At 62.9% G+C, this 25,441-nt stretch carries 20 protein-coding genes; 12 read left to right on the forward strand and 8 right to left on the reverse strand.

The annotated features are described in order from the left end of the window. Nucleotides 1–4 precede the first annotated feature (4 nt). Entirely contained in the window at nt 5–307 is a 303-nt protein-coding gene (locus C7378_RS08310) for a helix-turn-helix domain-containing protein (protein ID WP_165876714.1), read from the reverse strand. A 197-nt stretch (nt 308–504) separates the two neighbouring features. Here C7378_RS08310 and C7378_RS08315 point away from each other — a divergent pair, with 197 nt between their 5' ends. Beyond that, nucleotides 505–1,086 (forward strand): cation efflux transmembrane domain-containing protein, encoded by a 582-nt coding sequence (locus C7378_RS08315; RefSeq protein ID WP_131994590.1) that lies wholly within the window; start codon nt 505–507, stop codon nt 1,084–1,086. A gap of 12 nt (nt 1,087–1,098) precedes the next feature. Here the strand turns inward: C7378_RS08315 and C7378_RS08320 are convergent, their stop codons facing one another. Next, nucleotides 1,099–3,930, reverse strand: a complete 2,832-nt coding sequence (locus C7378_RS08320) for a bifunctional YncE family protein/alkaline phosphatase family protein (protein ID WP_243648137.1) — start codon at nt 3,928–3,930, stop codon at nt 1,099–1,101. A 295-nt stretch (nt 3,931–4,225) separates the two neighbouring features. On the opposite strand from C7378_RS08320, the gene C7378_RS08325 reads away from it, so the two are divergent. From C7378_RS08325 to C7378_RS08345, 5 genes are all read left to right on the forward strand, one after another. Continuing rightward, complete coding sequence (locus C7378_RS08325; protein ID WP_131995664.1) at nt 4,226–5,071, forward strand: acyl-CoA desaturase; 846 nt, start codon at nt 4,226–4,228, stop codon at nt 5,069–5,071. Nucleotides 5,072–5,197: 126 nt separating this feature from the next. Then, nucleotides 5,198–5,407, forward strand: coding sequence for a heavy-metal-associated domain-containing protein (locus tag C7378_RS08330; RefSeq protein WP_131994593.1), 210 nt, complete (start codon nt 5,198–5,200; stop codon nt 5,405–5,407). A gap of 2 nt (nt 5,408–5,409) precedes the next feature. Further along, the gene (locus tag C7378_RS08335; RefSeq protein ID WP_131994596.1) at nt 5,410–7,671 is read left to right on the forward strand and encodes a heavy metal translocating P-type ATPase; all 2,262 of its coding nucleotides are present in this window, start codon (nt 5,410–5,412) and stop codon (nt 7,669–7,671) included. Beyond that, nucleotides 7,668–7,985: a metal-sensitive transcriptional regulator gene (locus C7378_RS08340; RefSeq protein WP_131994599.1), complete on the forward strand. Its 318-nt coding sequence runs from the start codon at nt 7,668–7,670 to the stop codon at nt 7,983–7,985. Before C7378_RS08335 ends, C7378_RS08340 begins: the two co-directional genes overlap by 4 nt. A gap of 37 nt (nt 7,986–8,022) precedes the next feature. Then, entirely contained in the window at nt 8,023–8,946 is a 924-nt protein-coding gene (locus C7378_RS08345) for an ornithine cyclodeaminase family protein (protein ID WP_207901382.1), read from the forward strand. A 22-nt stretch (nt 8,947–8,968) separates the two neighbouring features. Here C7378_RS08345 and mqnE read toward each other — a convergent pair whose 3' ends face one another. Further along, complete coding sequence (gene mqnE, locus C7378_RS08350; RefSeq protein ID WP_131994605.1) at nt 8,969–10,099, reverse strand: aminofutalosine synthase MqnE; 1,131 nt, start codon at nt 10,097–10,099, stop codon at nt 8,969–8,971. A 134-nt stretch (nt 10,100–10,233) separates the two neighbouring features. Here mqnE and C7378_RS08355 point away from each other — a divergent pair, with 134 nt between their 5' ends. Further along, entirely contained in the window at nt 10,234–10,794 is a 561-nt protein-coding gene (locus C7378_RS08355; protein ID WP_131994608.1) for a hypothetical protein, read from the forward strand. Here C7378_RS08355 and C7378_RS08360 read toward each other — a convergent pair. The 4 genes from C7378_RS08360 to C7378_RS08375 form a co-directional block, all read right to left on the reverse strand. After that, nucleotides 10,781–11,257 (reverse strand): GNAT family N-acetyltransferase, encoded by a 477-nt coding sequence (locus C7378_RS08360; protein ID WP_131994611.1) that lies wholly within the window; start codon nt 11,255–11,257, stop codon nt 10,781–10,783. The two genes, C7378_RS08355 and C7378_RS08360, sit on opposite strands and share 14 nt — an antisense overlap. A 1-nt stretch (nt 11,258) precedes the next feature. Then, complete coding sequence (locus C7378_RS08365) at nt 11,259–13,271, reverse strand: VPS10 domain-containing protein (protein WP_243648138.1); 2,013 nt, start codon at nt 13,269–13,271, stop codon at nt 11,259–11,261. A 179-nt stretch (nt 13,272–13,450) separates the two neighbouring features. After that, nucleotides 13,451–15,112, reverse strand: a complete 1,662-nt coding sequence (locus tag C7378_RS08370) for an OmpA family protein (RefSeq protein WP_131994614.1) — start codon at nt 15,110–15,112, stop codon at nt 13,451–13,453. A 334-nt stretch (nt 15,113–15,446) separates the two neighbouring features. Continuing rightward, entirely contained in the window at nt 15,447–16,019 is a 573-nt protein-coding gene (locus C7378_RS08375) for an NADH-quinone oxidoreductase subunit B (RefSeq protein ID WP_243648139.1), read from the reverse strand. 294 nt (nt 16,020–16,313) lie between these two features. Here C7378_RS08375 and C7378_RS08380 point away from each other — a divergent pair, with 294 nt between their 5' ends. The 5 genes from C7378_RS08380 (at nt 16,314) to C7378_RS08400 (ending at nt 23,732) form a co-directional block, all read left to right on the forward strand. Next, nucleotides 16,314–17,714 (forward strand): ammonium transporter, encoded by a 1,401-nt coding sequence (locus C7378_RS08380; RefSeq protein ID WP_131994617.1) that lies wholly within the window; start codon nt 16,314–16,316, stop codon nt 17,712–17,714. A gap of 44 nt (nt 17,715–17,758) precedes the next feature. Beyond that, nucleotides 17,759–18,097 (forward strand): P-II family nitrogen regulator, encoded by a 339-nt coding sequence (locus tag C7378_RS08385; protein ID WP_131994620.1) that lies wholly within the window; start codon nt 17,759–17,761, stop codon nt 18,095–18,097. Between the two features lie 107 nt (nt 18,098–18,204). After that, a complete protein-coding gene (glnD, locus tag C7378_RS08390; protein ID WP_131994623.1) occupies nt 18,205–20,805 on the forward strand; it encodes a [protein-PII] uridylyltransferase in 2,601 nt (866 codons plus the stop codon). Between the two features lie 94 nt (nt 20,806–20,899). Next, nucleotides 20,900–22,690, forward strand: coding sequence for an ABC transporter ATP-binding protein (locus tag C7378_RS08395; protein WP_131994626.1), 1,791 nt, complete (start codon nt 20,900–20,902; stop codon nt 22,688–22,690). 52 nt (nt 22,691–22,742) lie between these two features. Next, nucleotides 22,743–23,732 carry a tetratricopeptide repeat protein gene (locus C7378_RS08400; protein WP_131994629.1) on the forward strand — a complete coding sequence of 330 codons (990 nt, stop codon included), beginning with the start codon at nt 22,743–22,745 and terminating at the stop codon, nt 23,730–23,732. 12 nt (nt 23,733–23,744) lie between these two features. On the opposite strand, the gene C7378_RS08405 is transcribed toward C7378_RS08400, so the two are convergent. After that, the gene (locus tag C7378_RS08405) at nt 23,745–25,433 is read right to left on the reverse strand and encodes a CRTAC1 family protein (protein ID WP_131994633.1); all 1,689 of its coding nucleotides are present in this window, start codon (nt 25,431–25,433) and stop codon (nt 23,745–23,747) included. Nucleotides 25,434–25,441: the final 8 nt, after the last annotated feature.

The raw sequence follows: 25,441 nt of genomic DNA on the forward strand, positions 1-25,441 counted from the left end.
CGTCTCAGGAGCCAATGGCAGCGGACCGATCTGCTGCCGCGCGTCCAGCCCGCGCGGGAGGCTTTCTCACCCGCGACGGAGCCGCCTTCAGCGCCACCGGCACCTGCATCCGCGCGCTCGATTGCCTGCTCATCCAGTCATCCAGCAGCGACTTCTTGAAGCGCCACCGGTTTCCCAGCTTGAACGCCGGAACAAACGATTCGGAGGCGTATTTATAGAGAGTATCCGCACTGATCCCGAGGTAATCGGATGCCTGTCGAATGTCCATCACTTCGCGGACCTCACTGCGCTGTGCTCCAGTCTTCATCCTGGCTGCTCCGGAGTGGAATGTGTCCGGGTGAGACCGCGCTTGCCCGGCTCACTGCTTATACCTCGTTTCATGCATCTGCGACAACAAAATCATGAAATTTGCAGCAATTCCTCAGTAATTCCCTCAATAGTTTTGAGGTCAACTCAGACCCCGGCGAACCCCCTGCCGCAGGCCCGATGTGTTAGCGTCGGGCCATGAAGGAGAGTCTGCGAAAAGTCGTCATCCTCGTCGCGCTTCTCAACGCCGCCTACTTCGGCATTGAATTCGCCGTAGCGCTGGCCATCCATTCCGTTTCGCTCTTCGCCGACAGCGTTGACTTTCTGGAGGACGCCTCCGTCAACCTGCTCATCGCAATGGCCCTCGGCTGGAGCGCTGTCCTTCGCGCCCGCGTTGGCATGGCGCTGGCCGGCATCCTTCTGGTTCCCGGCATCGCCACCCTCTGGACCGCATGGGAGAAGCTCCACGCCCCGCTGCCTCCGTCGCCCGTCCCGCTCTCGCTCACCGCCGCCGGAGCCCTCGCCGTCAACCTCTCCTGCGCCCTGCTGCTCGCGCGCTTTCGCACCCATGCCGGCAGTCTCACGCGGGCCGCGTTCCTCTCCGCCCGCAACGATGTACTGGCGAATATCGCCATCCTCGCTGCCGCTTACTTCACCGTGCGCACCCGCTCCGCCTGGCCTGACCTGATCGTCGGCCTCGGCATCGCTGTCCTCAACGTCGATGCCGCCCGCGAAGTTTGGAGCGCCGCCCATGAGGAACACAAAGCCGCGCACGCCTGAGTCAGCGCCGCTCTAGTCGTCGTCGTCCTTCCGGTTCTTGTCCTGGTGCGGATGCAGCACCATCCACGGCACCGGTTTCGCACCCATTGCATCCTTCCACAGGATCACGTTCAGCTTCTTCGGATCGGCCCGGTCCTCGTGGGTAAAGTCCATCTTCGCCGAGGCCTTGCTGCCCTCCGCATGCGGCGAATTCGCCGTGTAGATCAGCCCGTTGTCCTGGTTGGAGTAGTCCGCGTTGAAGGCCGGCTGATCGCCCTTGCCTGAAAACGTCGACTGGATCAGCGGCGCAAACGCGTCGTTGTTATTCATTGGCGGCAGCCCCAGCAGGTCTTCCATCGTCCGGATCACGCTCACCGTCGTATAGAAATGGCTGTCCACCATTGGCTTCGCCGCCCTCGGCGCATACTTGCTCACCACCAGCGCCAGGCTGCGATGCGCGTCGACGTGGTCGGCTCCATCCTGCGCGTCGTCTTCGAGAATGAAGAACGCCGTGTCCTCCCAGTACGCGCTGTGCGAGATCGCCTCCACCGCGCGGCCTACCGCCAGATCATTGTCGGCCACGGATGCCTCCGGCGTCGGGCTGCCGGCTCTCGTTCCAGCTGTATGGTCGTTCGGGAAGCGCAGCATCACAAACTCCGGCATCGTGTCCTTGCCCGCCGCCCGGTCTGCTTCCCAACCCTTCAGCTTGCCCAGAAACCGCTGCAGCCTCAGCTGGTCCGGAAACATCAGGTTGAAATCGGCATACATCGGGTCAAAATGCCCCACCAGCTCCGGCTTCGTCGCCACGTCCTTGTAGATCAGCGGAATCGACCACTTGTACTTGCTCACCCCGCCGCCATACGCGGCCGGAATCGCCCCACCCGGCCTGATCGCTCCACGGTCGCAGTGCGCCGGTGGAGGCTCCGGTGTGCCGTTCAGCGGGGATGGGTCCTTCGGAGCCTCGCCCGAGTCATCGCAGAACTTGCTCGAGACGAACTCCCCGAAGTGGTAATACGTCTTGTGGTTCCGCGCCAGGTTGGTCCACAGATACCCGCTCTCCGGCTCATCCACATCCGGCATCCCCTCGGCCAGCGGATAACCCTCCTCGACCACTCCTTCGTAGTCGTACATGCGCTCCCCGCCGCGGTAAGCCTGCTGCCAGTTCTTCTCCGTGTAGTCGCTGGTGATCGCCGCCGTCGACCACACATGCCCGTCGCCCGACACTTCCCCCGAGTCATAGAAGTTGTCCAGCACCCCGAACTGCAGCGCCAGCTTGTGCTCGTTCGGCGTCACCTTCCAGCCATACATCGTCAGCGAAGGATCGCCGTTGCCCGCCCCCAGATCGCCGAGAATCTGATCGTAGGTGCGGTTCTCCTTGATGATGTAGATCACGTGCTTGATCGGATGGCCGCCGTTGCTGAAGCGCATCCGGTTCTGCGCTGCCTGAATGCGATTGCTGATCACCACCGCATCCGTCAGCGTCGGCAGCTCGCTCTGCGCCTTTTCTAAATCGATCGATGCCAGCGACCCATGCAGCATCGTGGCGATATAGGTGTGCTCGCGCCGTCTCCTCCGCGCCTGCGTCGGCGAGCTCTTGGCCGCCTCCGGTTGCGGAGCGCCGTTCGGCCCCGTGCCCTTGCCCTTGCCCGTGGCCACGTAGAGCTTCTCGCCCTTCACCGCCACCGCTGTCGGATACCACTCCGTCGGCAGGAACCCGGCCGCATGCACCGGCGCGTCCAGTGACATCTTTCCGCGCGTGTTGAACACCGCCACTGCATCCGAGCCGGAGTTGGCGACATACAGTTGCTGCCCGTCCTCTGACAGAGCCAGCGCATCCGGCATCGCACCGAAATAGTTCTGCCCCGGCAGCCGCGTATCCAGTGTTCCCACCACATGCATGCCGTGCGCGCCCAGCCTCACCACCGCCACCGCATCGCGATTGGCCAGCGCCACATACAGGAGCTTCCCGTCCCGGCTGAACTGCATCGCCACCGCGTGCGAACTCGGCGCCGTCGCCACCGTCTGCTGCATCAGCGGCAGCTTGCCCAGGACCTTGCCATCCTCCAGGCTCAGCGCCACAATGCCCGACCCGTTCCACAACGCCACATATGCGCGCCGCGCCGCGCGATCCACCGTCACCGCGATCGGATACGCCGACGGCACAACCGCATTCTCCGCCAGATCATACCGCGTCTCCACCCGCCCGGTCGCCGCATCCAGCAGCAGCACATCGTCAGAGAACTCATCGGCCACCAGGATCTGCTCCGCGCCCTGCCGCGACCGGAAGACCGCCAGCCCCGTCGGTATCGGAATCGCAATGCCTGCCGGCTGCGGCTTGCCGATCTGGTTCTGCGTATGCCCCGCCGTCAGCCGTTGCAGCGGCACAGGAATCAGCCTCTCCGGCGTAATCGTGCCGTTCGCGAACCCGTACACCGCAATCGCATTCCCCGTGTGCTTCGCGTCTCCGCCCTCCGGCGCAGTCAGCGAGTCGAAGCTCGCATACAGATGCTTTCCGTCCAGGCTGAACGCAATCCCCGAGTAGAGCGTCTGCTTCGCGCCATTGCCCGTCCTGTCGTCGGGAAAATCGGCCAGCTTCCCTGTCTCCGTGTCGAGTACCGCAATCGACTGCTCGTAGTTCGACTCCAGCGTGCCGAAGCCCGCATTCACGATCGCCAGGTAGCGATGGTCAGGCGACCACGCCGTCGCCATCGGCAGGCTGTTCAGCTTCTGCGGATCGCCCGGCACCGGCAGCGCCAGCTGCTTGCTCGTCGGCAGGTTGATCTGCTGCGCTCCAAGCGCAGCGGCAAACAACGTAAGGATGGAGGCGGTTCGGCGGGAGCTGTGGTAGAGCGTCTGAACTTTCACACGATGACCTTATCAAAGTGTGCATAGCAACTGCGCAGGCATCTCTCGTATTTTTTCGAATTTTTACACCTGTAATCAATCACTTGCCTTTTCGCGCCGTCGAATACGAAATATAATCTCTCGAATTTCATTTCCTCCCCCTCTGACGGCTGATATGGTTGTAATAGGCTCTGGTAGACAACCGGAACCTCAAAGGAATTGCCGATTGCCTACCATTATTGTTGATGAGTCGCAGGGTACTCCCACAGCATCCACCGCTGGACGGGAAGCGCAGCCAAGAGGACGTCAGGTCCAGATGGGCAAGTCAGCCCAGTCTGGCTCCACAAATTGGGTCACCGTAGCTTTCATGGTTGCCTTCCACATCGGCGCGATTGCCGCTCTCTTCTTCTTCACCTGGACCGGCCTTATCGCAGCCGTAGTCATGTACATGCTGGCCATCAACGTCGGCATCGGCATGGGCTATCACCGCCTGCTGACCCATCGCGGCTACAAGACCCCCAGGCTCATCGAATACGCCATTGCCATCTGCGGCACTCTGGCCCTCGAGGGCGGACCCATTTTCTGGGTGGCCACGCACCGCATCCATCACCAGCTCTCCGATCACCCCGGCGATCCCCACACCCCCCACGATGGCGGATGGTGGGCGCACATGGGCTGGATTCTTACCGGTCAGTCGCTTCACTCCCAGTATCAGGTCCTCGGCAAGTACGCTCCCGATCTCGCCCGCGACCGCTTCTATCGCCTGCTCAGCAAGTATCACTGGGTTCCGCTCACCGTCAGCGGCCTCATCCTGCTGGCCATCGGCGGTTGGAGCGCTGTCCTCTGGGGTGTCTTCCTTCGCGTGACCCTCGGCCTGCACTCCACCTGGCTCGTCAACTCCGCGACCCACATGTGGGGCTCGCGCCGCTTCGCCACCCGCGACGATTCGCGTAACAACTGGTGGGTAGCCCTGCTGACCGGCGGCGAAGGATGGCATAACAACCATCACGCGCACCCCGTCTCCGCGCGCCATGGCCTCAAGTGGTACGAGTTCGATCCCAACTACTACGGCATCTGGCTGCTCAAGAAGCTCGGCCTCGCCAAGGATGTCAAGATCGCCATCTATGACCGCCACAACCCCAAGCCCGCTGGCACTGCATAGACCTCATCCAGTTTGCTAAGCCCCAGAGCCCCGGACCCACCAGTCCGGGGCTCTTCGCTTTTCCCCCTCAACTTCCTTGCATCCCTTCCGGCATCGGTGCATCCTATACCCATAGGGGGTATATCTATGAGCGAAGTAACCTTGAAGATCGATGGCATGCATTGCGGCGCCTGTGTCCGCCGCGTCACCCAAACCCTGGAGAAGCTTGACGGCGTTAAGGTCGAGGACGTCACCGTCGGCGCAGCCCGTGTCGAGGCTTCCGATCCCGCATCGGCCACGCCCGCCATCCTCGCCGCACTGCAGAAGGCCGGCTACCCGGCTCACGCGGAGAACTGACCATGGCCGCAAAGCTCGAGACCGTCACCCTGCCCGTCACCGGAATGACCTGCGCAGCCTGCCAGACTCACGTCGAGCGGGCTCTCCGCGAGACCCCCGGCGTCGATCAGGCAACCGTCAATCTCATGACCCACAACGCCCGGATCGTCTTTGATCCGGGCATCGCCGCCCCGCAGGCGCTCATCGAGGCCGTCCGCGAAGCTGGCTACGACGCCTCCCTGCCTTCGCCGGACGCTGCTGCAGCCCGGCCTGAGCAGGACGCCGACGCCAGCCGCAGCCTCCGTCTCCGCGCCATCGGAGCCATGACCGCGGGCATCCTCATCATGCTGCTCTCCATGCCCCTTGGCATGGGCGCGCATCCCGGCCTTTTTGACCGCGCCCTCATGGCCATCGCGCCCTGGCTCTATCGCATCCCCGCGCGCCCGCTACAGTTCGCCATGCTCGCCATCACCGCTGCGGGCATGTTCTGGGCCGGACGAGCCATCTACCGTCGCGCCTGGATCGCGGCCCGCCACCGCAGCAGTAACATGAACACGCTCGTCGCGCTCGGCACCGGAGCCGCCTTCTTCTACTCCGCTGTAGCCACCCTTGCGCCCGGCTACTTCCTCAGCCACGGCATCAAGCCCGATGTCTACTACGACTCGGTGCTGCTGATCCTCGGCTTCCTGCTCCTCGGCAACTGGCTCGACGAACGCGCCAAGCACCGCACCCTGGACGCGCTTGAGGCTTTCGCCAAACTGCAGCCCACCAGTGCCCGCGTCCTCCGCGAAGGCATCGAGACCGTGGTTCCCATTGAGCTGATCGCCGCCGGCGACACCATCGCCGTTCGCCCCGGGGAGCGAATCCCCGTCGACGGCATCATTCTCGGCGGATCGAGCACCGTCGATGAATCCCTCATCACCGGCGAATCCGTCCCCGTCCCGCGCGCTCCCGGCGACCGCCTCATCGGCGGCTCCGTCAACTACGAGGGTGCGCTCGAGTACCGCGCCACCACCATCGGCGCCGGCAGCGTTCTCGGCCAGATGCTCCGCCTCATGGAAGAGGCGCAGTCCTCCAAGGCCCCCATGCAGCAGCTAGCCGATCGCGTCAGCTCTGTCTTCGTGCCAGTCGTGCTCATCCTCGCTGTCCTCACCTTTGTCCTGTGGATTGCCCTCGGCCAGGGCGCGGGACACGCCTTCGCCGTGGCCATCGCCGTCCTCGTCATCGCCTGCCCCTGCGCCATGGGCCTCGCCGTGCCCGCCGCGCTCACCGTCTCCATCGGCCGCGGAGCCCAGCTCGGCGTCCTCTTCAAGGGGGGCGAAAGCCTTGAGCGCCTCGCCCGCATCGACACCGTCGTCTTTGACAAGACCGGCACCCTCACCCTCGGCAAGCCGGAGATCGTCTCCGCTCACCCCGCACCCGGCATCAGCGAAGCAGAGCTCCTCCAGCTCGCCGCCTCCGTCGAGCAGCGCTCCGAGCACCCCCTGGCGCACGCCGTCGTCACCCGCGCCGCGCTGGTGGGCGCAACCCTCCTGCCGGCGGAGGACGTCAGCGCCATCCCCGGCAAGGGCCTTCGCGGCATCGTCCAGGGCCACGCCGTCATCGCCGGTAACCTGGCCATGATGGAGGCGCACGCCATTCACCCGGCAGACGTCTCCAGCGAGCCCGGCACAACCGTCCTCCACGTCGCCTCCGACGGCCGCTACCTCGGCGTCCTCGCCGCCCGCGACACCCTCCGCCCCGGCGCTGCCGACGCCATTGCCCGGCTCCGCAGCCTCGGCCTGGCGGCCGTCATGCTCACCGGAGACAGCCCTCAGGCCGCCGCTTCCATCGCGCAGGCCGTCGGCATCGATCAGGTCGTCGCCGGAGTTCTCCCCGATGCCAAGCTCGCCGAGATCCGCCGCCTCCAGTCCACCGGCAGGCGCGTCGCCATGGTGGGAGACGGCATCAACGACGCCGCCGCCCTCGCCCAGGCCGACGCTGGACTCGCCATCGGCACCGGCACCGATCTCGCCCGTGAGGCTGGCGACGCCATCCTCCTCCGCGGCGAGCCGCAGCAGATCGTCGATGCCATCCTGCTCGCCCGCCAGACTCTCCGCGTCATGCGTCAGAATCTCGGCTGGGCGCTCGGCTATAACATCCTCGGCATCCCCATCGCCGCCGGCGCGCTTTACCCGCTCACCGGCATGCTGCTCAGCCCCGCCGTCGCCGCCGCCGCCATGGCCCTGAGCTCCGTCAGCGTACTTTCAAATAGTCTGAGATTGAGGAGCTTCCGCCCGCAATGAAAACCAAGTGCTCCACCGCCGAAGGCCGCAAAGCCACCGCCGTAGACCCGGAACTCAAAGCCGCAACCCTGCGCCGCCTCGCGCGCATCGCAGGCCAGGTCCGGGGACTGGAAAAAATGGTGGAAGAAGAGCGTTACTGCGCCGACGTCCTCCTGCAGATCTCCTCCGTGCAGGAGGCGTTGCGCGGCGTCAGCCGCCAGGTCATGCAGAACCATCTCCGCCACTGCGCCGCCGACGCCATCCGCAAGAGCCCGGAGAGCGCCGAAGCTATGTACGATGAGCTGCTTGACCTCGTCTACCGCCACGCCCGATAAAGGGCATGGAAAAATACTTTCAGAGCGAGGGCTTATCTTGGCCGAAGACATCTTGTTCGCTGGCGCTCAGCAGGTGCGCGATGCGCTCTCTTACGAGGAGCTGATCACGGCCCTGCGTCAGTGCCTGCTGGATCTCTCTACGGGCCGCGTTATCCAGCCGCTGAGGTCCGTCCTGCGTATCCCGCAGCATCAGGGCTGGTTCGCCGTCATGCCTGCTGTCTACGGTGACGTCATGGGCGCAAAGCTGGTGACTTTCTACCCCGGCAATGCCGCGCTCGACATGCACACCCACCAGGCGATGATCCAGCTCTTTCGAGCCGATACCGGCGAAGCTCTCGCTGTGCTCGATGGCCGCGTCATCACCGAGATGCGCACCGCCGCCGTTTCCGCCCTCGCCGTGGATACGCTGGCAACGCCGCACGTAAAGGTGCTCGCGATCCTCGGCAGCGGCGTCCAGGCCCGCTCTCATCTTGCCGCTCTTGCGCGGGTGCGCCGCTTTCAGGAGATCCGCGTGTGGAGCAGAACCGCGGACCATGCGCAGCGCTTCGCTGGCGAATCAGGGGCCCAGGCCTATCCCTCGGCAGAAGAAGCCGTGCGCGGAGCCGATGTCGTGCTCACGCTGACCAGCTCGCCCGAGCCCGTTCTCGCGGGCCGCTGGTTAAAGAGTGGCGCAGTCGTCTGCGCCGTAGGCGCGGTCACGCCCGATCGTCGGGAACTGGATGATGAGGCAATGAGCGGCGCCGTTATCGTGGAATCGCGCGAAGCGGCCCTGCGGGAGCCGGGAGACATCCTGCAGTCCGGGGCCACGGTCACCGCGGAACTCGGTGAACTCTTGAACGGAGCCACCTTCCCGCGCACAGACCGCCCCGTAGTCTTCAAGTCAGTGGGCGTCGCCGTAGAGGATATAGCCGCCGCAAAGCTCGTCTATGAAAAGCTCCGGCCACGGCAAACAGCCGGGTGACCGCCAGCCCTTGGATCGAACCCTATACAGCCACCATGAAGCTGTCTTCCGTTCGCGTCACGGACCGATAGAGCGTATCCCGCTCCACAGGCTCACGTCCGGCCGCGCGGATCAGCCTCGTCAGCTCCTCGCGCCGCATCCCCTGCGGAGTCGTCGCCCCGGCGTCGTGATAGATCTTCTCTTCGATCACCGTACCGTCCAGGTCGTCCGCGCCAAAGCGCAGCGCTATCTGCGCAATCTTCGGCGTCATCATCTGCCAGTAAGCCTTGATATGCGCAAAGTTATCCAGCAGCAGCCGGCTCACCGCCACCTGGCGCAGGTCCGTCAACCCGGTCGTCCGCGGCAGATGGTCCAGCGGCGTGTTGTCCGGGTGAAAGGCCAGCGGGATAAATGTCTGGAAGCCACCCGTCTCGTCCTGCACCGCGCGCAGCTTCAGCAGGTGATCCACGCGGTCCTCATCGTTTTCGATGTGCCCATAGAGCATCGTCGCGTTCGAGCGGAACCCCATCTGGTGCGCCAGCTTCGCCGTCTCCAGCCACTCGCCGCCGTCGATCTTGTGGTCGCAGATGATGTGCCGCACGCGATCGGCAAAGATCTCCGCGCCGCCGCCCGGCATCGAATCTACGCCCGCCTCTTTCATCTTTTCGAGCGTCTCGCGGATCGACAGCTTCGCGCGCTTGGCGAGGAACGCAACCTCGACCATTGTGAATGCCTTGATGTGGACCTTTGGAAAGCGCTCCTTCAGCCCCGTCACCAGATCGAGGAAATATTCAAACGGCAGGTCCGGGTGCAGCCCTCCGACGATGTGAAACTCCGTTACCGCTTCGCTATACCCCGAGGCAGCCGTCTCCCACGCCTCTTCGAGCGCCATCGTGTACGAGCCTTCCGTGCCCTTCTTCTTCCCGAAGGCGCACAGCCTGCACGCCGCCACGCACACATTGGTCGGGTTGATGTGCCGGTTCACGTTGAAGTAGGTGAGATCGCCATGCATCCGCTCGCGCACATGGTTCGCCAGCCATCCCACCGCCAGCACGTCTGCCGAGCCGTACAGCACTACGCCGTCTTCAAAGCTGAGGCGCTCCTGAGCCATTACTTTTTCTGCAATGTTGCTCAGCCGGGGATCGTTATTCTGGAATGCATGGCGCTCTGTCATCACTCTTCTATGATACTGTCCGCCCGCCTTAAGATTCCACAAACTGATGAAACCTCGTCAACACATTCGCTTTTCCCCGTTTGTGCATAGAAGACGCTGATACTATTCGACATGAGACTCATCAGGAACCCTGATTGCGACTAAGCCAAAGACTCCTGACTGTACTACTGGCCTGTTTTCTGCCTATCTTCGCTGCCTTCGCCAGATCGCAGGAAGCCGATTCGCCCGCTGCTGCCGTCTTTCCGGCAGTCACTTCCTACGCGCTCGACAAGTCACGCGTTGACCTTCCCACTAGTCTCGCCGGGCAGTACAACATCCTGCTGCTCTCCTTTGAACAGGAGCAGCAGAACCAGGTCAGCTCCTGGATGCCTGCCGCCGAAGCCGCGCAGCATACTCATTTCAATGTCCGCTACTACCAGCTGCCTGTCTTTCCACGCGAAAATGTTCTCTATCGCTGGTGGGAGAACAGCTCCATGCGCAGCGACGTCACCGACCCCGAGATGTGGCCGTGGATCGTTCCTCTTTATGTTGAGCAGCAGCCGTTTCTGCGCGCCCTCGGCATTGAGAACAGGAAAGAAGCAGTTGTGCTCCTGGTAGACAAATCGGGCCGCGTCCTCTGGAAATCCTCAGGCTCACTCACCGAGGAGAAGCGCTCCCAGCTTGAGAAGGCCGTCGCCGGCGTCACCGGCCACTGACGCCGTCCTCCGCGCCGATCGCTTTCTCCATCACCAGCGCGTCCAGCGTGCCCAGGTAGTATCCACGCAGCAGCCCCGTCTGCGTATATCCGGCCCGGCGATAGAACGCCTGCGCGCCCTCGTTATCGACCGCCACCTCCAGCCGGACCGCTGCCGCGCCTCTCCGGCGCAGCTCGCGCTCAATCCCCTGCAGCAGCAGCGTGCCTGCGCCGCGATGCCGCATCTCCGGGTCGACGTCGATAGTGATCAGATGTCCGGTCAGCGGTCCGCACTTTGCCACGGCAAATCCGTAAATCTTTCCCTCGGATTCATCCACTGCGGCAAGGGAGAAGAACCTTGGGTGCTGCAGATAATACCTCAGCTCCGATCGCGGATAAGCGATCCCCGGCTGGAAGCAGATCTGGTCCAGGCGATACAGCTCATCCAGGTCAGCATTCGCGCACGGCCGCAGGGTCAGCTGCACGCTACCGCGCTGGCCGCGCTGAGGCTAGTTCCTCTGAATCTGGTTGCAGCACCACGCCGTTGTAGCTTGAGGCCGCAATGAACCGCCCGTTCAGCGAACGAACCGTATGAATCTTCCATCCCGAGTTCCACCACTTCCAGCTCTTGCCCGCGTCGTCCACGGCAAACACCAGCGTCGACTGCCTTGAGGTGACAATCACCCGCTTCATCGCGACATCGTAGCTCAGCCCGTTGATATCGGCCACCGGCAGCGTCGGCATTCCCTGCCAGCTTCGCCCATGGTCCCCGCTGAAGAAGACGCCCTCACGGCCACCCACCCACAGCGTTCCGCTCGGCGAGGTCGTCAGCGCCTGCACTGAGGTCAACTTGCCCGGCATCGCGACCACCTGCCACGTGCCCCCGCCGTTCTGTGACAGCATCAGGCTGTTGCGCTGCGCCGCGAAGACGATGTTCTGCTTGGCATTCACAAAGAGATAGTCCTGCCCCTTGAAGATCGGGCCCTCCCAGGTCGCCCCTGCATTCTCGCTGCGGTAAATCCCATCCAAGGTCGCCGCGAACCACGAGGCTCCATTCGCCTCAATCTGATTGATCCGCGCATCGATGCGCGCTCCCGGCACATTGACCTCTGACGTCCTCTTCGTCTTCCGCCCTTTGCGCTTCACGTAGCTGATCTTCGCGACATGGTTAACCACGTCGCCGTCCTGCTGCCACGCGCTTCCGCTCCAGCGGTAGATGCCATGGCTCGTGCCCGCCAGCAGCGTTCCGTCGCTGCTCTGCGCCAGGCTGAATACATCTCGCCCGTCCAGCCCGTCGCTGCGCTGCTGCCAGCTTTTTCCGCTGTCGGAGCTAACGAAGACCCCGCCATAGCGCTTGTCATTCACCACGCCCGCATAGATCGTGCCATTCGCTTTCGCGTCCATCAGCAGCGATGAAATCTGCCGCTGCGAAAAGCCATTGTTGGACGCCTGAAAGTTTGCCCCCGCATCGTTGCTCGCCAGCACTCCGCTGCGGTCCGTGGCCAGCAACACATGCTGCGGATTCCGGGGATCGACGTAGACGTCGTTGATAATCACATCCGGTCCCGTCAACCGTGCCCAGTTCGCGCCGTCATCGACCGTCTTGTAGAGCCCTTCGGTCGTTCCCGCGTAAACCACCTTCCGGTTCGTCGGATCCTGCATCAGGACGCGCGTTCGCCTCGCCGTTGAGGGAATCCCCTGCACCTTCCTGAACAGCTCGCCACCCGTGTCGCTCTTGTAGATTCCCGAACAGGCGCTGGCATACAGCACCGTGGGCCGCGACGGATCGATGATGATCGAGAAGACATCCGAGTCATCGATTACGCCCTGCTTGATGTTGTGCCAGCTCGCGCCCCCGTCCGTGGTCTTCCACGGCAGGTGCCAGGTGCCCGCGTAGATCGTATTCGCATCTCCCGGATCGATCGCAATCGACTCCACTTCGCGAATCTCGCCGCTGCCCTGCGGGCTTATCTGCGACCAGTGCTGGCCGCCGTCCTGGCTGCGATACACGCCCTTCAGTGTTCCGGCCACGTACACCTTTGCATTCGAACGCGCCTGCGCCAGCGCCCGTACCGACTGCCCCTGCATTCCCGGCACAGCAGTCCACGTCACGCCCGCATCGTGGCTGATGTAGATACCCCCGTCCGGGCGATCCAGCAGCCATGCTCCGGCCATCATTGTCTTATGGTCGAGCCGGTCGATCACGATGTTGTCGATCACCAGGTCATCGCTCGTCCCTATCTTCGCCAGCCGTTTCCAGCTCGCCCCGCCATCCAGCGACTGGTAGATCCAGCTCGACGTGGTGCCGAGATAGAGGTGCTGCGCATTCGCCGGGTCCGAGGCAAAACTCCTCGCATCCCCGCCGTCAGGTCCGATCGACTTCCAGTTGGCCGGCGCCGCCGCGTTGGCAGAAACCGTGAAGAGGCAGAGTGCAAAAAAAGCTGCAAAACGTACCGGGAACCATGCTCGTTTCATATCCAGTTCGATGTCATCCTGCATTGATCTTCTGCAAAGGCCGTGCCAATCAAGAAACGTTCAATCCATATCCCGAAGAGTTGCAGAGCTCTCCAGTCAACATACGCTTGCCTTCTACCTTCATGAGAAAGGGCTGGCCACGATCGGCCAGCCCTTTCTTCTTCGTCTTGCAGTTGCTCAAGAGAAGCCTGCCCTGCTGCCGTTTACTTCTTGGCAGCTGCTGACTTCTTGTGCTTGTGGTGATGCGCTGCCTTGCGGGGCTGCGCCTTCATCGCCGCTTCGTCGACCGCAGTGGTTCCCTGCACGTCGTTGTCGAAGTTGGCGCCCGAAGGTACAAGGTAGTCCTGGACTTCCTTGCTTCCCTGGTTGCCGGTCCGTGCCGTGATCCGTGAAGGATCAATGCCCTTTTCCTTGACCAGGTATTCCTTCGCATTGACGGCGCGCTGCGCGGCCAGCTTGGAACCGTTCTTCTCAGACGGGCCGGAGTTGCCGACCACGACTACAGAAGCATCGGACTGACGCTGTGCGTTGAGGGCGACGTCATCGAGGCAGGCCTTCGCTTCGTTGTCGACGCGGGTCGGACGGCGCTTGTCGCGCTCGAAGTTGATCGAGCACAGAGTCTGCACCTTCGGAGCCGGCGGCGGCGGCGGAGCCTGCACGTTCACCGTGGTTGTGGAGGATGCGGTCTGACCCTTATCGTCGGAGACGTTGCAGGTGACCGTAATCGATCCGGATGGCGCACCGGTCGTCGTCAGGGTGGCGCTGTTGCCAGTGCCGCTGACAGAACCAGCCGAAGCGGAGTAGCTGTAGGTCAGCGGACGATTCTGCGGGCTTACGCCGGTTGCAGTGATCGTTGCGCTGTCGCCGGGCTTCAGGTCCGTCGGGCTCGCCGAGCAGCTTACTGTCGGCGGCTCAAACTGCTTCACCGTGAAGTTCGAGGTGCAGTCTGCCGACTGGCCAGGCTTCGCGCCCTCGGTAACATGGCCGGTAACCGTGTAGCTGCCGGGCTGCAGGCTGCTGGTGTCGATGGTGCCGCTGTTCGAATCGCCCTTCACCGTCACGCCCTGCCCGCTCCAGCTGTACGTCGCCGGTTTCTTCGGGTTCAGGTTGGTGGCAGTGCCGGTAACGGTAACCGGATCACCCGGGAAAACTGTCGTCGGGTTCACAGCGCAGCTGTACTGCACTGGCGGCGGCGGTACGATGCTGCCCATGTGATACACAAGACCCGTGCTCAGACGTGCACTCTCAACATTGGCGCGGCCACCGGTGTACGGTTGCGGCCCATAGTTCACGTGGAAATATTCGTAGTCTGCCTGAAACAGGCGAAGACCGAGGTGGTGGTTGAAGAACGGCAGGTCATAATCCAGACCGCCTCCGACCGTCAGCGCCGGACCCCAGGTGTAACCGTGCGCAGCATAAGGCTCTGCATTCGGTCCGCCCAGACGTACACCGCCCGCCAGGGCGTGAATGAATGGGGTCATGCCGGTTACCGGGTAACGGAAGATGATGCCGCCCTGTGCCGTCTGCGCCCCGTCGTTGTTCCCATCCGGGTGATTGGCATATTCGATCTGCCCGCCGACATACTTATTGAAGTAGTAAGCAACGCTGCCGATCGCGCCGGCATTGATCGACGCATAGCGGTCGCTGAAAACCCCGCCGGGTACATTGGTGTTGTTCGTGGTTACCGTGCCGTGAGGAGCAAGGTATGAGTAACCAGCAAAGATGTCGATACGTGACGGGTTCGGCCCACTTGGTGCAGCCGGTTTCGAGGACGGGGTCTGCCCGATGAGACTCGATGCGCTGAGCCCAACGATACCACCAACAAGCAGAATCCGGCCTAGAGAATGCAACGAACTTGAGTGCATGCGTCTATCCTCCGCAACCATTTCAAAAATCAAAACTATTGTCTTGCCATACAACAGGCACAACCTGGTGAAGAACTTTTAGGCCAACTGGCCATCGAACATCTAGAAGTAACTAGCTGAGCATTTAACAAACCGCACGCTGTTAAGCTTAGAGCATAATTGCTTCAATGAGTTGCCTGAATTTGTAAAGCTTTCCCTCAGGCACCCGGTCAGTCAACAGAAACCACTCTTCCACATCAACAGAACATCCAACGCAACTGGGGCCCTTGGTCGTTCCCGTCACGGGCTCGCCTCCTTGACGAAGAAAGCCCTTAACTTGTTGATAGGCTTAAGTCTACTGCAGATTTAAAGCACGTTTCAAGCTTCCGCGCTCACCCTGAATCTTTTCCTGCAACAGGGTTAACGCATAAATCAGCTGCTCCGGACGAGGCGGGCAACCCGGCACATATACATCCACCGGAATTATCTGGTTGACGCCCTGCAGCAGCGCATAGTTGTTGAATACACCACCTGAGGTCGCGCATGCCCCCATTGAGATGACCCACTTCGGCTCAGGCATCTGCTCGTAGAGCCGCTGGATTACCGGCGCCATCTTCTGAGATACCCTTCCGGCGATTACCATCAGGTCTGACTGTCGGGGCGACGGGCGAAAAACTTCCATGCCGAATCGCGCCACATCAAAGCGCGAAGCGCCCATCGACATCATCTCGATCGCGCAGCAGGCCAGCCCGAACGTCATCGGCCAGATTGAATTCTTCCGAACCCAGTTCACAGCCGAATCCAGCGTCGTCAGGAAGACGCCTTCCGGCTGCTCATAGCCGTAGCTTGCCTCGCGCAGCTTCTCCTGGTTCTTGGCGCTGCTCTCCAGGTTCCCAAAAAAGTAGCGATCACGCGTTACTTCACTCATAGTCTTTACTATACCTCTGACGCCCCGTCCCTCGGTTGGGAAGCGTCCTGCTTCCTGTCAAACCCCTTCGAACTCCCTGCTGTCGCCCTCTCCCACCACACCAGGAACAATTCCCTGTTTGTGATTTACGAAAAGTATGTAAAAGTATTTCCAACGCAACCGGCCGGACGTTCACTACCACTCGCGCCTCAACGCAGGTTTTCGGCTTTTTTCACAAAAGTTTTTTCAGGGTTCCCCACGGGTCTACGGGCCCAGCCGCAGTACAGGTCACACAACTTCGATCCACGGAGTGTTATGCGCCCTCGTATCGCCAAGCTTTCTCTGGCATTGTTTTCTTTGAGCATTCTCTGTACCCCTGTGTGCTTTGCGCAGGACGCCTCCACCGCTGCCCAGCTCGCCCGCCTCCAGTCTCAGATCGCCAACGCGCAAATGTCTGCCGACAATGCATGGATGCTGGTCTGCGCCGCTCTCGTGTTGATGATGACCGGTCCCGGACTGGCCCTCTTTTACGGTGGCCTCGTCCGCCGCAAAAATGTCCTCTCCGTCATGATGCAGAGCTTCGCCATGATGGCCATCATCACCGTGCTCTGGGCGCTCGTCACCTACAGCCTCGCCTTTGATTCCGGCACCAGCTTCATCGGCGGCCTGCATCATCTCTTCCTGCGAGGAGTCGGCCTCGCGCCCGATCCCGATTACGCCGCGACTCTCCCGCTGCAGACCTTCATGGTCTACCAGCTCATGTTCGCCATCATCACTCCGGCGCTCATCACCGGCGCCTTCGCCGAACGCATGAAGTTCAGCGCCATGGCCGTCTTCCTCGTCCTCTGGGCCATCTTCGTCTACTCGCCCATGGCGCACATGGTCTGGGGCAAGGGCGGCCTGCTCAACGCCGCTCTCGGCGGCCGCTTCCCCACGCTTGACTTCGCCGGCGGGACCGTCGTTCATGTCACCTCAGGCGTCTCCGCCCTCGTCTGCGCGATTTACCTCGGCAAGCGCGTCGGCTATCCCAAGGAGCCCACGCCGCCGCATTCCGTCGTGCTCAGCTTCATCGGCGCCTGCATGCTCTGGGTCGGCTGGTTTGGCTTCAACGCGGGCAGCGCTCTCGCCGCCGGAACCCTCGCCACCAGCGCCTTCGTCAACACCCACTTCGCCGCCGCCGCTGCCGCTCTCAGCTGGGGCGCTGCCGAGTGGATCCGCAACGGCAAGCCCAGCGCCCTCGGAGCCATCTCCGGCGCCGTCGCCGGCCTCGTCGCCATCACTCCCGCTGCCGGATTCGTCCAGCCCATGTCGGCCATCGTCATCGGCCTCATCGCCGGCCTCTTCTGCTACTTCATGGTCATCAAGGTCAAGTCCTGGTTCGGCTATGACGACTCCCTCGACGCCTTCGGCGTCCACGGAGCAGGCGGCACCCTCGGAGCCATCCTCACCGGCGTCTTCGCCACCAGCGCCATCAATCCCATCTTCAAGGATGCGCACGGCAACGCCCTGCCCTCCGGCGCAATCGATGGCAACTGGCACCAGGTCCTCAACCAGTTCATCGGCATCGGTCTCGCCTGGATCATCTCCATCGTCGGCACTCTCGTCCTGCTCAAGATCGTCGATCTCGTCATCGGCCTGCGCGTCACCCGCGAGGAGGAAATGGAAGGCCTCGACATCACCCAGCATGGCGAAGAAGGCTATGATTACGGCGCTTGAAACTTTGAACCTGATACTCTGGCAACCCGGAGACTTTGATATTTATGCAGAAGATTGAAGCGGTCATTCAACCGTCGAAACTCGATGCAGTGAAGGATGCGCTGCTCGAAGTCGGCATCGAAGGCATGACGATCCTCGAAGCGCGCGGCCACGGCCGTCAAAAGGGTCACACCGAGTTCTACCGTGGACGCGAGTACACGGTCGATCTCCTTCCCAAAATCAAACTTGAGATGGTCGTCCCCGACGAACTGGTCGAAAAGGCCGTCCAGGCCATCGTCTCTTCCGCCCGCACCGGCAAGATCGGTGACGGCAAGATCTTCCTCTCGAAGATCGACGAGGCCATTCGCATCCGCAACGATGAGCGTGGCGCCTCGGCGCTCTGACCTTTTTCCCGGCACTGCCTGCCGGCCCAGACCCAGCCGAGCTGACCGGCTTCCACCCCCGGTCAGCTTGTTTCTTTCGTCAATCCACAGGGGAACTCTGACCAGCTATGACGCCTGAGCCACTCTCCCTCTCTCGATTGCGGGACACCTATCAGCAGGAGACCTCCGAGCTGCGCGCTACCTTCGAGCGCACCGGCGACGGCGCCGCCTCTCTGCGCCGCAGGGCCTCTCTGGTCGAAGGCCTTCTCCGCAATCTCTGGAGCCTCTGCCTCTCCGATCATCCTGAGCCTCCGCCCATCGCCCTGGTCGCCACCGGAGGTTTCGGCCGCCGTGAGCTCTACCCCTTCTCTGACGTCGACATCCTCTTCGTCTGCGCCAGCGACAGCGTTGAGCGCGACTACCACAGCGTCATCCGCAGCTGCACCCAGGCCATGTGGGACATCGGCCTCCGCGCCAGCCCCGCCACTCGCACCCTCAAGGAGTGCGACCACGTTGACGGCGACAACCTCGAGTTCACCGTCTCCCTGCTCGACCGCCGCTTCGTCGCCGGCGATGCCGTTCTCTACCGCAGGCTTGAGGCCGACATCCTGCCCGCGCTCGCTCTCCGCGAGTGGAACACCATCGCGCAGAACATGGCCGAGTTGGCCCGTGCCCGCCACTCCAAGTACGGCAACACCATCTTTCACCTCGAGCCCAACATCAAGGAGTGCCCCGGCGGCCTGCGCGACTACCACGTCGCCCAGTGGCTCACCCTGCTCAACGCGCTCCAGGCGGAGAAGAACTGGCCGAAGCCCGTCACCAACTCCTTCTACACCGTCCACAACGATCTTGAGTCGGCCTTCGACTTTCTCGCCTCCGCACGATGTTTTCTGCACTACCGCTGCGGCCGCGATGACAATACGCTCGACTGGCACGCGCAGGATGAAGCCGCCGCGCAGAGCATCGGCCTCGAGACCCGCGGCACCGCCGACCCGGCCTACTGGATGCGCACCTACTATCGCCACGCGCGCACCGTCTCCCGCCGCGTCCTGCTCCTCATGGACGATCTGCCGCCCGCCCGCCGCTCGTTCTACAAGCAGTTCCGCCGCAAGCGCACTCCCGTCGCAGGCACCGACTTCTTCCTTGAAAACGGCCGCCTCTCGCTCGACGAATCCTCCGAGGTCAACGATCCTGACGCCATCCTGCGCATCTTCGTCCTCATCGCCGCGCATGGCTACAAGCTCAGTCAGAACGCGGAAGACCGCATCTCCGACGCGCTCCCCGTCCTCGCCATCCACATGCCCGAGGGGCCATTTCTGTGGAACTGTCTCCGCGATATCCTCCTCGGCCCTTACGCGGCCCAGGCCCTGCGCATGATGCATGCGCTCGGCATTCTCGAGCTGCTCATCCCCGAGTTCCACGGCATCGACTCCCTCGTCATCCGCGACGCCTATCACCGCTACACCGTTGACGAACACACCTTCCTCGTCATCGACAACATCCACGCCCTGCGCCAGCCGCATCACGAGTGGGAGAAGCGCTTCTCCACCCTGCTGCCTGAGATCGACCGCCGCGAGCTCTTCTTCCTCGCGCTCCTCATGCATGACACCGGCAAGGGCCGCCGCACCGGCGACCACGCCGGTCTCAGCGTCGAGCTCAGTGAGAGTCTCTTCGCGCGCCTTGAGTTCGACATCGAGGAGCGCGACACCGTCCGCCGCCTCATCCGCAATCACCTGGAGATGTCCGCCGCCCTCCGCCGCGACATCTTCGCCACTGAGACCATCCGCAACTTCGCCGCCCGCGTCGGCTCGCAGAACCAGCTCAAGATGCTGACCCTGATGACCTATGCCGACATCAAGGCCGTCGCGCCCGATGCCCTCACGCCCTGGAAGGCGGAGAATCTCTGGCAGCTCTACATCACCACCTCCAACTTCCTCGACCGCAGCGTTGACGAGGCCCGCTACCACGCCGACGAAGATCCCACCCTCCTCAACCGCATCCTCGCCGTCGTTCCCGATCACAACCAGCAGCTGCGCGTCTTCCTTGAGGGCCTTCCCCAGCGCTATCTCCAGACCCGTCTCCCCGAGCAGGTCCGCAACCACTTCCAGATGGTGCTCGCCCTCGATCAGGAGCCGGTCCAGCTCAGCTTCCGCACCGTGCGCCAGCTCTGTGAAGTCATTCTCATCACCCGCGACCGCCCGCTTCTCTTTGCCGACATGGCAGGCGTCCTCTCCGCCTGGGGCATGAACATCGTCAAGGCCGACGCCTTCTCCAACGCCGCCGGCATCATCGTCGATACCTTCCAGTTCACCGATCCCTTCCAGACCCTTGAACTGAACCCGACCGAGGTCAACCGTTTTCTGGAGAGCATCCGCAACGTCATCTCCGGCAGGAGCTCCATTGAAAAGCTGCTCAGCGGACGCAGCCACAGCCGCCGCCGCGGCCTCGCCAAGGTCGAGACCGCTACCCGCATCGACTTCGACGACACCGCCTCCAGCCACAGCTCGCTGGTTCAGGTCGTCGCCCAGGACACCCCAGGCCTCCTGCGTGAGATAGCCAAGACCTTCGCCGCCTGCCGCTGCAACCTCGAGACCGCCCTCATCGACACTGAAGGCGAAGTAGCCATCGACGTCTTCTACCTCACCACCGAACACCGCAAGCTCAACGAGGCCGAAGAGTCCGAGCTCTCCGCCGCCCTCACCCGCGCCATCGACAGCCTGCGAAACTGACGCTTTCGGCCACGGCAGCCACACCAGGCTGCCTCACCCGCCCTGGCCTGAACGGGAAACGCCGCTCTCCCGCCGCCTCCAGTAAAATAGCCACATGTTCTCACGGCTGAAACCTCTCTATCCCTATCTGCACCGCTACCGGCGCAGCTTCCTCTGGGGTGGCCTCGCAGCCGTGCTCACCAATGTCATCTGGATCTTCTTTCCGCAGATCATCCGCATCGCCATCGACGATCTCAACCACGGCGTCACCCGCCAGAAGATCCTCTACTACGCCGGCCTGATCGTTGCCGTCTCCGCCGCCAAGGGCGTCTTTCTCTTTCTCACGCGATGGATCATCATCGGCATCTCCCGCGAGATCGAGTTCGACATGCGCAACGATCTCTTCAAGCGCCTGGAACAGCAGCCGCCTGAGTACTATCAGCAGCACCGCACCGGCGACATCATGGCGCGCATGACCAACGACCTAAACGCCGTCCGCATGCTGCTCGGCCCGGCCATCATGTACAGCGCCAACACCATCCTCTTCTCCGTTGGCGCGCTTTACTTCCTGCTTCGCATCAGCCCGTTTCTCACCCTCGTCGCGCTCGCGCCCCTGCCCCTCGCCAGCATCCTCGTGCAGGCCATGGGCGGCAGAATTCATCAGCGCTTCGAACGCATCCAGGCCATGTTCTCCGACATCTCCGCCCAGGCGCAGGAGAACTTCTCCGGCGCGCGCCTCGTCCGCGCCTTCGCCCAGGAAGAGGCCCAGATCGAGGCCTTCGAGAAGTCCAATCGTGAATACATCCGCCGCGGCCTGCACCTCGTGCAGCTCATGGGCATGCTCTGGCCCACTCTTGAATTCATCCTCGGCCTCGCCATGGCCATCACCCTGCTCGTCGGCGGCCATCAGGTGCTCACTCACCGCATCAGCGTGGGCGACTTCGTAGCCTTCAACACCTACATGCTGCTGCTCACCTGGCCGGTCATCGCTCTCGGCTGGGTCGTCAATCTCTTTGAGCGCGGCACCGCGTCCGTCACCCGAATCAACGAGCTGCTCACCGACAAGCCAGCCATCGACGACCGCGACGCCACCGTCAGCCCCGACACCGCCCTTCGCGGCGAGATCGAGTTCCGCGACCTGCACTTTTCTTACCCCGTCGTCGCAGACCCAACTGCATCAGGCCCCGCCGCATCGGGCGACCCCGCTGAGGTTCTTCACGGCATCTCGCTGCGTATCCCGGCCGGCACCAGCCTCGCCCTCGTCGGCCCTACCGGAGCAGGCAAGTCCTCGCTCGTCTCGCTCATCCCGCGCCTTTACGACGCGCCCCCAGGCAGCCTCCTCATCGACGGCCGCCCCGTCCGTGACTATCCCCTAGCCACCCTTCGCAGCAACATCGGATTCGTGCCGCAGGAGACCTTCCTCTTCAGCGAGAGCATCCGCGGCAACATCGCCTTCGGCGTTCCCCATGCGACCGACGAAGAGATCTTCGCCGCCGCTGAGGCAGCCCACATCCGCAGGGAGATCGAGGAGTTTCCCAAGGGCTTCGATACCATGGTCGGCGAGCGCGGTGTCACCCTCTCCGGCGGCCAGAAGCAACGCTCCGCCATCGCCCGCGCCATCCTCCGCGACCCGCGCATCCTCATCCTCGACGATTCGCTGGCCAGCGTCGATACCTATACCGAGGAGCGCATTCTTGAGGAGCTGCGCCGCATCATGCAGGGCCGCACCACCATCCTCATCTCGCACCGCATCTCCACCGTCCGCGCCGCCGATCAGATCGCCGTCCTCGTCCACGGCCGCATCGCCGAGCTTGGCGCCCACGATGAACTCCTCGCCCTCAACGGCTACTACGCCAGCCTCTACCAGAAGCAGCTCCTCGAAGAGGAGCTCGCCGTCGCCACCTAGCCCACAGCCTGTTCCCAACCCTTGCAGCCTGCTTTATCCTTGGCATTGAATCATGCATCTCCGTTCCCTCAGACACGCCGCTGCTCTCCTCTCCCTGCTCGCCCTGACCTCGCAGGCTCTCCCGCAGCAGGCTTCCGACCCTCTCGCTTCCTCACGCGCGCTCCTTGAGTCCGGCAAGATCCCCGCCGCTGAGCAGCAGCTCCGCTCCTGGCTTCAGGCGCATCCCGACTCCGCCGACGGACACTTCCTCCTCGGCTACGCTCTCTTCCGCGAGCAGCGCGCCGCTGACTCGCTTGCCGAGTTCACCCTCGGCGCCAAATTCCGGCGTCCCTCGACCGGAGATTTCAAGGTCATCGCCGCCGATTACGTCCTCCTCGGCGACTTCACTGACGCCGCCCGCTGGCTCACCGTCGCCGCGCAGCAGGAGCCATCCAACCCCGACACCTGGTATCTGCTCGCCCGCGCGCAATACAACGAGAACCGCTTCGCCGACGCCATCGCCAGTTTCCAGCGCGTGCTCGCGCTCGAGCCCCGCTCCGTCCGGGCGGAAAACAATCTTGGTCTCTGTTATCAGGGTCTGCAGCAGAACGCCGCAGCCAAAGCCGCCTATCAGACCGCCATCGTCTGGCAGCAGGACGCAGCCGCGCAACCGGACAAGGCAGCCGTACCGCAGCAGAAGACAGCCCAGCCGCACCCGAGCGCCCAGCCCTACCTCAACCTCGGCAGCATTCTCCTCGACGAGGAGCAGTCCGCCCAGGCCTTCCCTCTGCTCAAGCAGGCCGCCGCTCTCGCGCCCGATAACCCCAAGGCTCACGAGCAGCTGGGCCGCGCCTACGAGGCCCTCCATCAGTACTCCGCCGCGCAGGCCGAGTACGAGCGCGCCATCGCGCTCGCTCCCCGCGCCTCAGGCCTCCACTTCAAGCTCGGCCAGATCTACCGCCGCCAAGGCCTCTCCCAGCAGGCGCAGCAGCAGTTCGATCAGTGTGCCAAACTCAACAGCACCCACTCTTCCATCGAAACGCCCAACCCGCCTTCCCACTAGCGCAGAGCCGCCCTACTTCGCCGGCTCATCCACTTTCAGAATCTGGTCCGCCGCCACATCTTTGAGCGTCTGGTGAATACCGCTCGGCCAGCTGATCTCCACCGTGGCCTTCGTCTCCGCGCCCAGCCCGAAGTGCGGCCGCTTGTCGCACGACGACAGGTAGCTCCCCGCCGTTGAAACCACCACCCACTGCGATCCCTTCGTCGTCGTCACCTTCACCTCGGCGCCAATCCCGTCGCGATTGCTCTTGTGCCCCACCAGATCCAGCATCAGCCAGTGGTTGCTGGTCTTCAACTCGTTACGCAGCAGGTAGGCGGGCCCGCCATTCGTCGTCGCCACCACGTCTTCCAACCCATCGTTGTTCAGGTCTCCGATCGCCACTCCGCGCCCCACCCATGCCTCGTGGAACACCGCGCCCGACTCTGCCGACACATCGGCGAAATCCCCCTTGCCCTGGTTGTGCAGCAGCAGCATCGGCTCCTTGTAGCGCAGCTGCGGATAGTTCAGCTGGATGTTGTCGATGTCGTGCCCCTGCGCCACGATCAGATCCTTCAATCCATCGTTGTCATAGTCGAAGAATCGCGCGCCCCAGCCCGAGTGCAGCAGCGTCGCGCCGCCCACTCCCGACGTATAGCTCGAATAGGTGAAGCTCCCGTCGCCGTTGTTCTTATAAAGCGCATATTTCTGGTTCGCGAGGTTGGTGATCACCAGGTCCGGCAGCCCATCGTTGTCGTAGTCCTGAAAATCGACGCCCATCCCCGCATACGTCCGCCCATCGCCATCCACCGCCACCTCAGCCGGCAGCCCTACTTCCTCAAACGTGCCATCGCCCTTGTTGTGGTACAGAAATTCCGTCATCGAATCATTCGCGATGAACACATCCATCTTGCCGTCGCGATCGTAGTCCGCCATCGCCACGCCCAGGCCCTTGCCCGGTTTATCGATGCCCGACTTCGCCGTAATGTCGGTGAAGTGGCCGCCGCCGTCATTGTGATAGATCAGCGGCGCAATCGCGTTGAACACGTCCGGATGGCAATACGCGCGATATCCCGGCTGGTGCTCCCCGCACCATATGTCCTGGAAGTCCCACTGCAGATACCGCAGCACCACCAGGTCCAGCTTCCCGTCGTTGTCCAGGTCGATCCACATCGCGCTCGTGGACCATCCGCTACCGCCCGTGCCGCTCGCCGCCGTCACATCGGTGAAGGTGCCGTTGCCGTTGTTGTGATACAGGTGGTTGCCGCCATACGACGTCACATAGAGGTCTTCGTAGCCGTCATTGTCATAGTCGGCTGCCGCCACGCCCATCCCGTAGCCCACGCCCTGCAGGCCGGCCTTCTCCGTCACATCTTCAAACGTGCCGTCGTCCTTCTGGTGATAGAGCCGGTTCCAGTCCTCCGGTCCCGCCTTCTGCGGCACCGCTCCCAACGCCATTGGATCGTTCAACCGCGCGCCGTTCACAAAGTAGAGATCCAGCCGCCCGTCGTTGTCGTAGTCAAACGTGGCCACCCCGGACCCCATCGTCTCCATCAGGTACTTCTTCGACGTGTGATAGGCCTTCCCCATAAAGTGCACGCCGCTCGCCGCCGTCACGTCCACAAAGTTTCCCGGCACAGCGGGCTCTTTCGCGGTGGCAGGACTCTGCGCCGCTCCCACGCTGGCGCTCAGGGTAAGAAACAACAGACAATTCAGGAATTTCATTGGTGTTC

Origin of the sequence: Acidipila rosea, from assembly GCF_004339725.1 — a bacterium.
Classification (GTDB): Bacteria; Acidobacteriota; Terriglobia; order Terriglobales; family Acidobacteriaceae; genus Acidipila; species Acidipila rosea.

Coding starts and splice junctions, on each gene's coding strand:
- C7378_RS08310 (WP_165876714.1), bottom strand. CDS start 307: ATGAAGACTGGAGCACAGCGCAGTGAGGTCCGCGAAGTGATGGACATT.
- C7378_RS08395 (WP_131994626.1), top strand. CDS start 20,900: ATGTTCTCACGGCTGAAACCTCTCTATCCCTATCTGCACCGCTACCGG.
- C7378_RS08325 (WP_131995664.1), top strand. CDS start 4,226: ATGGGCAAGTCAGCCCAGTCTGGCTCCACAAATTGGGTCACCGTAGCT.
- C7378_RS08340 (WP_131994599.1), top strand. CDS start 7,668: ATGAAAACCAAGTGCTCCACCGCCGAAGGCCGCAAAGCCACCGCCGTA.
- C7378_RS08370 (WP_131994614.1), bottom strand. CDS start 15,112: ATGCACTCAAGTTCGTTGCATTCTCTAGGCCGGATTCTGCTTGTTGGT.
- C7378_RS08400 (WP_131994629.1), top strand. CDS start 22,743: ATGCATCTCCGTTCCCTCAGACACGCCGCTGCTCTCCTCTCCCTGCTC.
- C7378_RS08375 (WP_243648139.1), bottom strand. CDS start 16,019: ATGAGTGAAGTAACGCGTGATCGCTACTTTTTTGGGAACCTGGAGAGC.
- C7378_RS08385 (WP_131994620.1), top strand. CDS start 17,759: ATGCAGAAGATTGAAGCGGTCATTCAACCGTCGAAACTCGATGCAGTG.
- C7378_RS08365 (WP_243648138.1), bottom strand. CDS start 13,271: ATGCAGGATGACATCGAACTGGATATGAAACGAGCATGGTTCCCGGTA.
- C7378_RS08380 (WP_131994617.1), top strand. CDS start 16,314: ATGCGCCCTCGTATCGCCAAGCTTTCTCTGGCATTGTTTTCTTTGAGC.
- glnD (WP_131994623.1), top strand. CDS start 18,205: ATGACGCCTGAGCCACTCTCCCTCTCTCGATTGCGGGACACCTATCAG.
- C7378_RS08315 (WP_131994590.1), top strand. CDS start 505: ATGAAGGAGAGTCTGCGAAAAGTCGTCATCCTCGTCGCGCTTCTCAAC.
- mqnE (WP_131994605.1), bottom strand. CDS start 10,099: ATGACAGAGCGCCATGCATTCCAGAATAACGATCCCCGGCTGAGCAAC.
- C7378_RS08330 (WP_131994593.1), top strand. CDS start 5,198: ATGAGCGAAGTAACCTTGAAGATCGATGGCATGCATTGCGGCGCCTGT.
- C7378_RS08335 (WP_131994596.1), top strand. CDS start 5,410: ATGGCCGCAAAGCTCGAGACCGTCACCCTGCCCGTCACCGGAATGACC.
- C7378_RS08405 (WP_131994633.1), bottom strand. CDS start 25,433: ATGAAATTCCTGAATTGTCTGTTGTTTCTTACCCTGAGCGCCAGCGTG.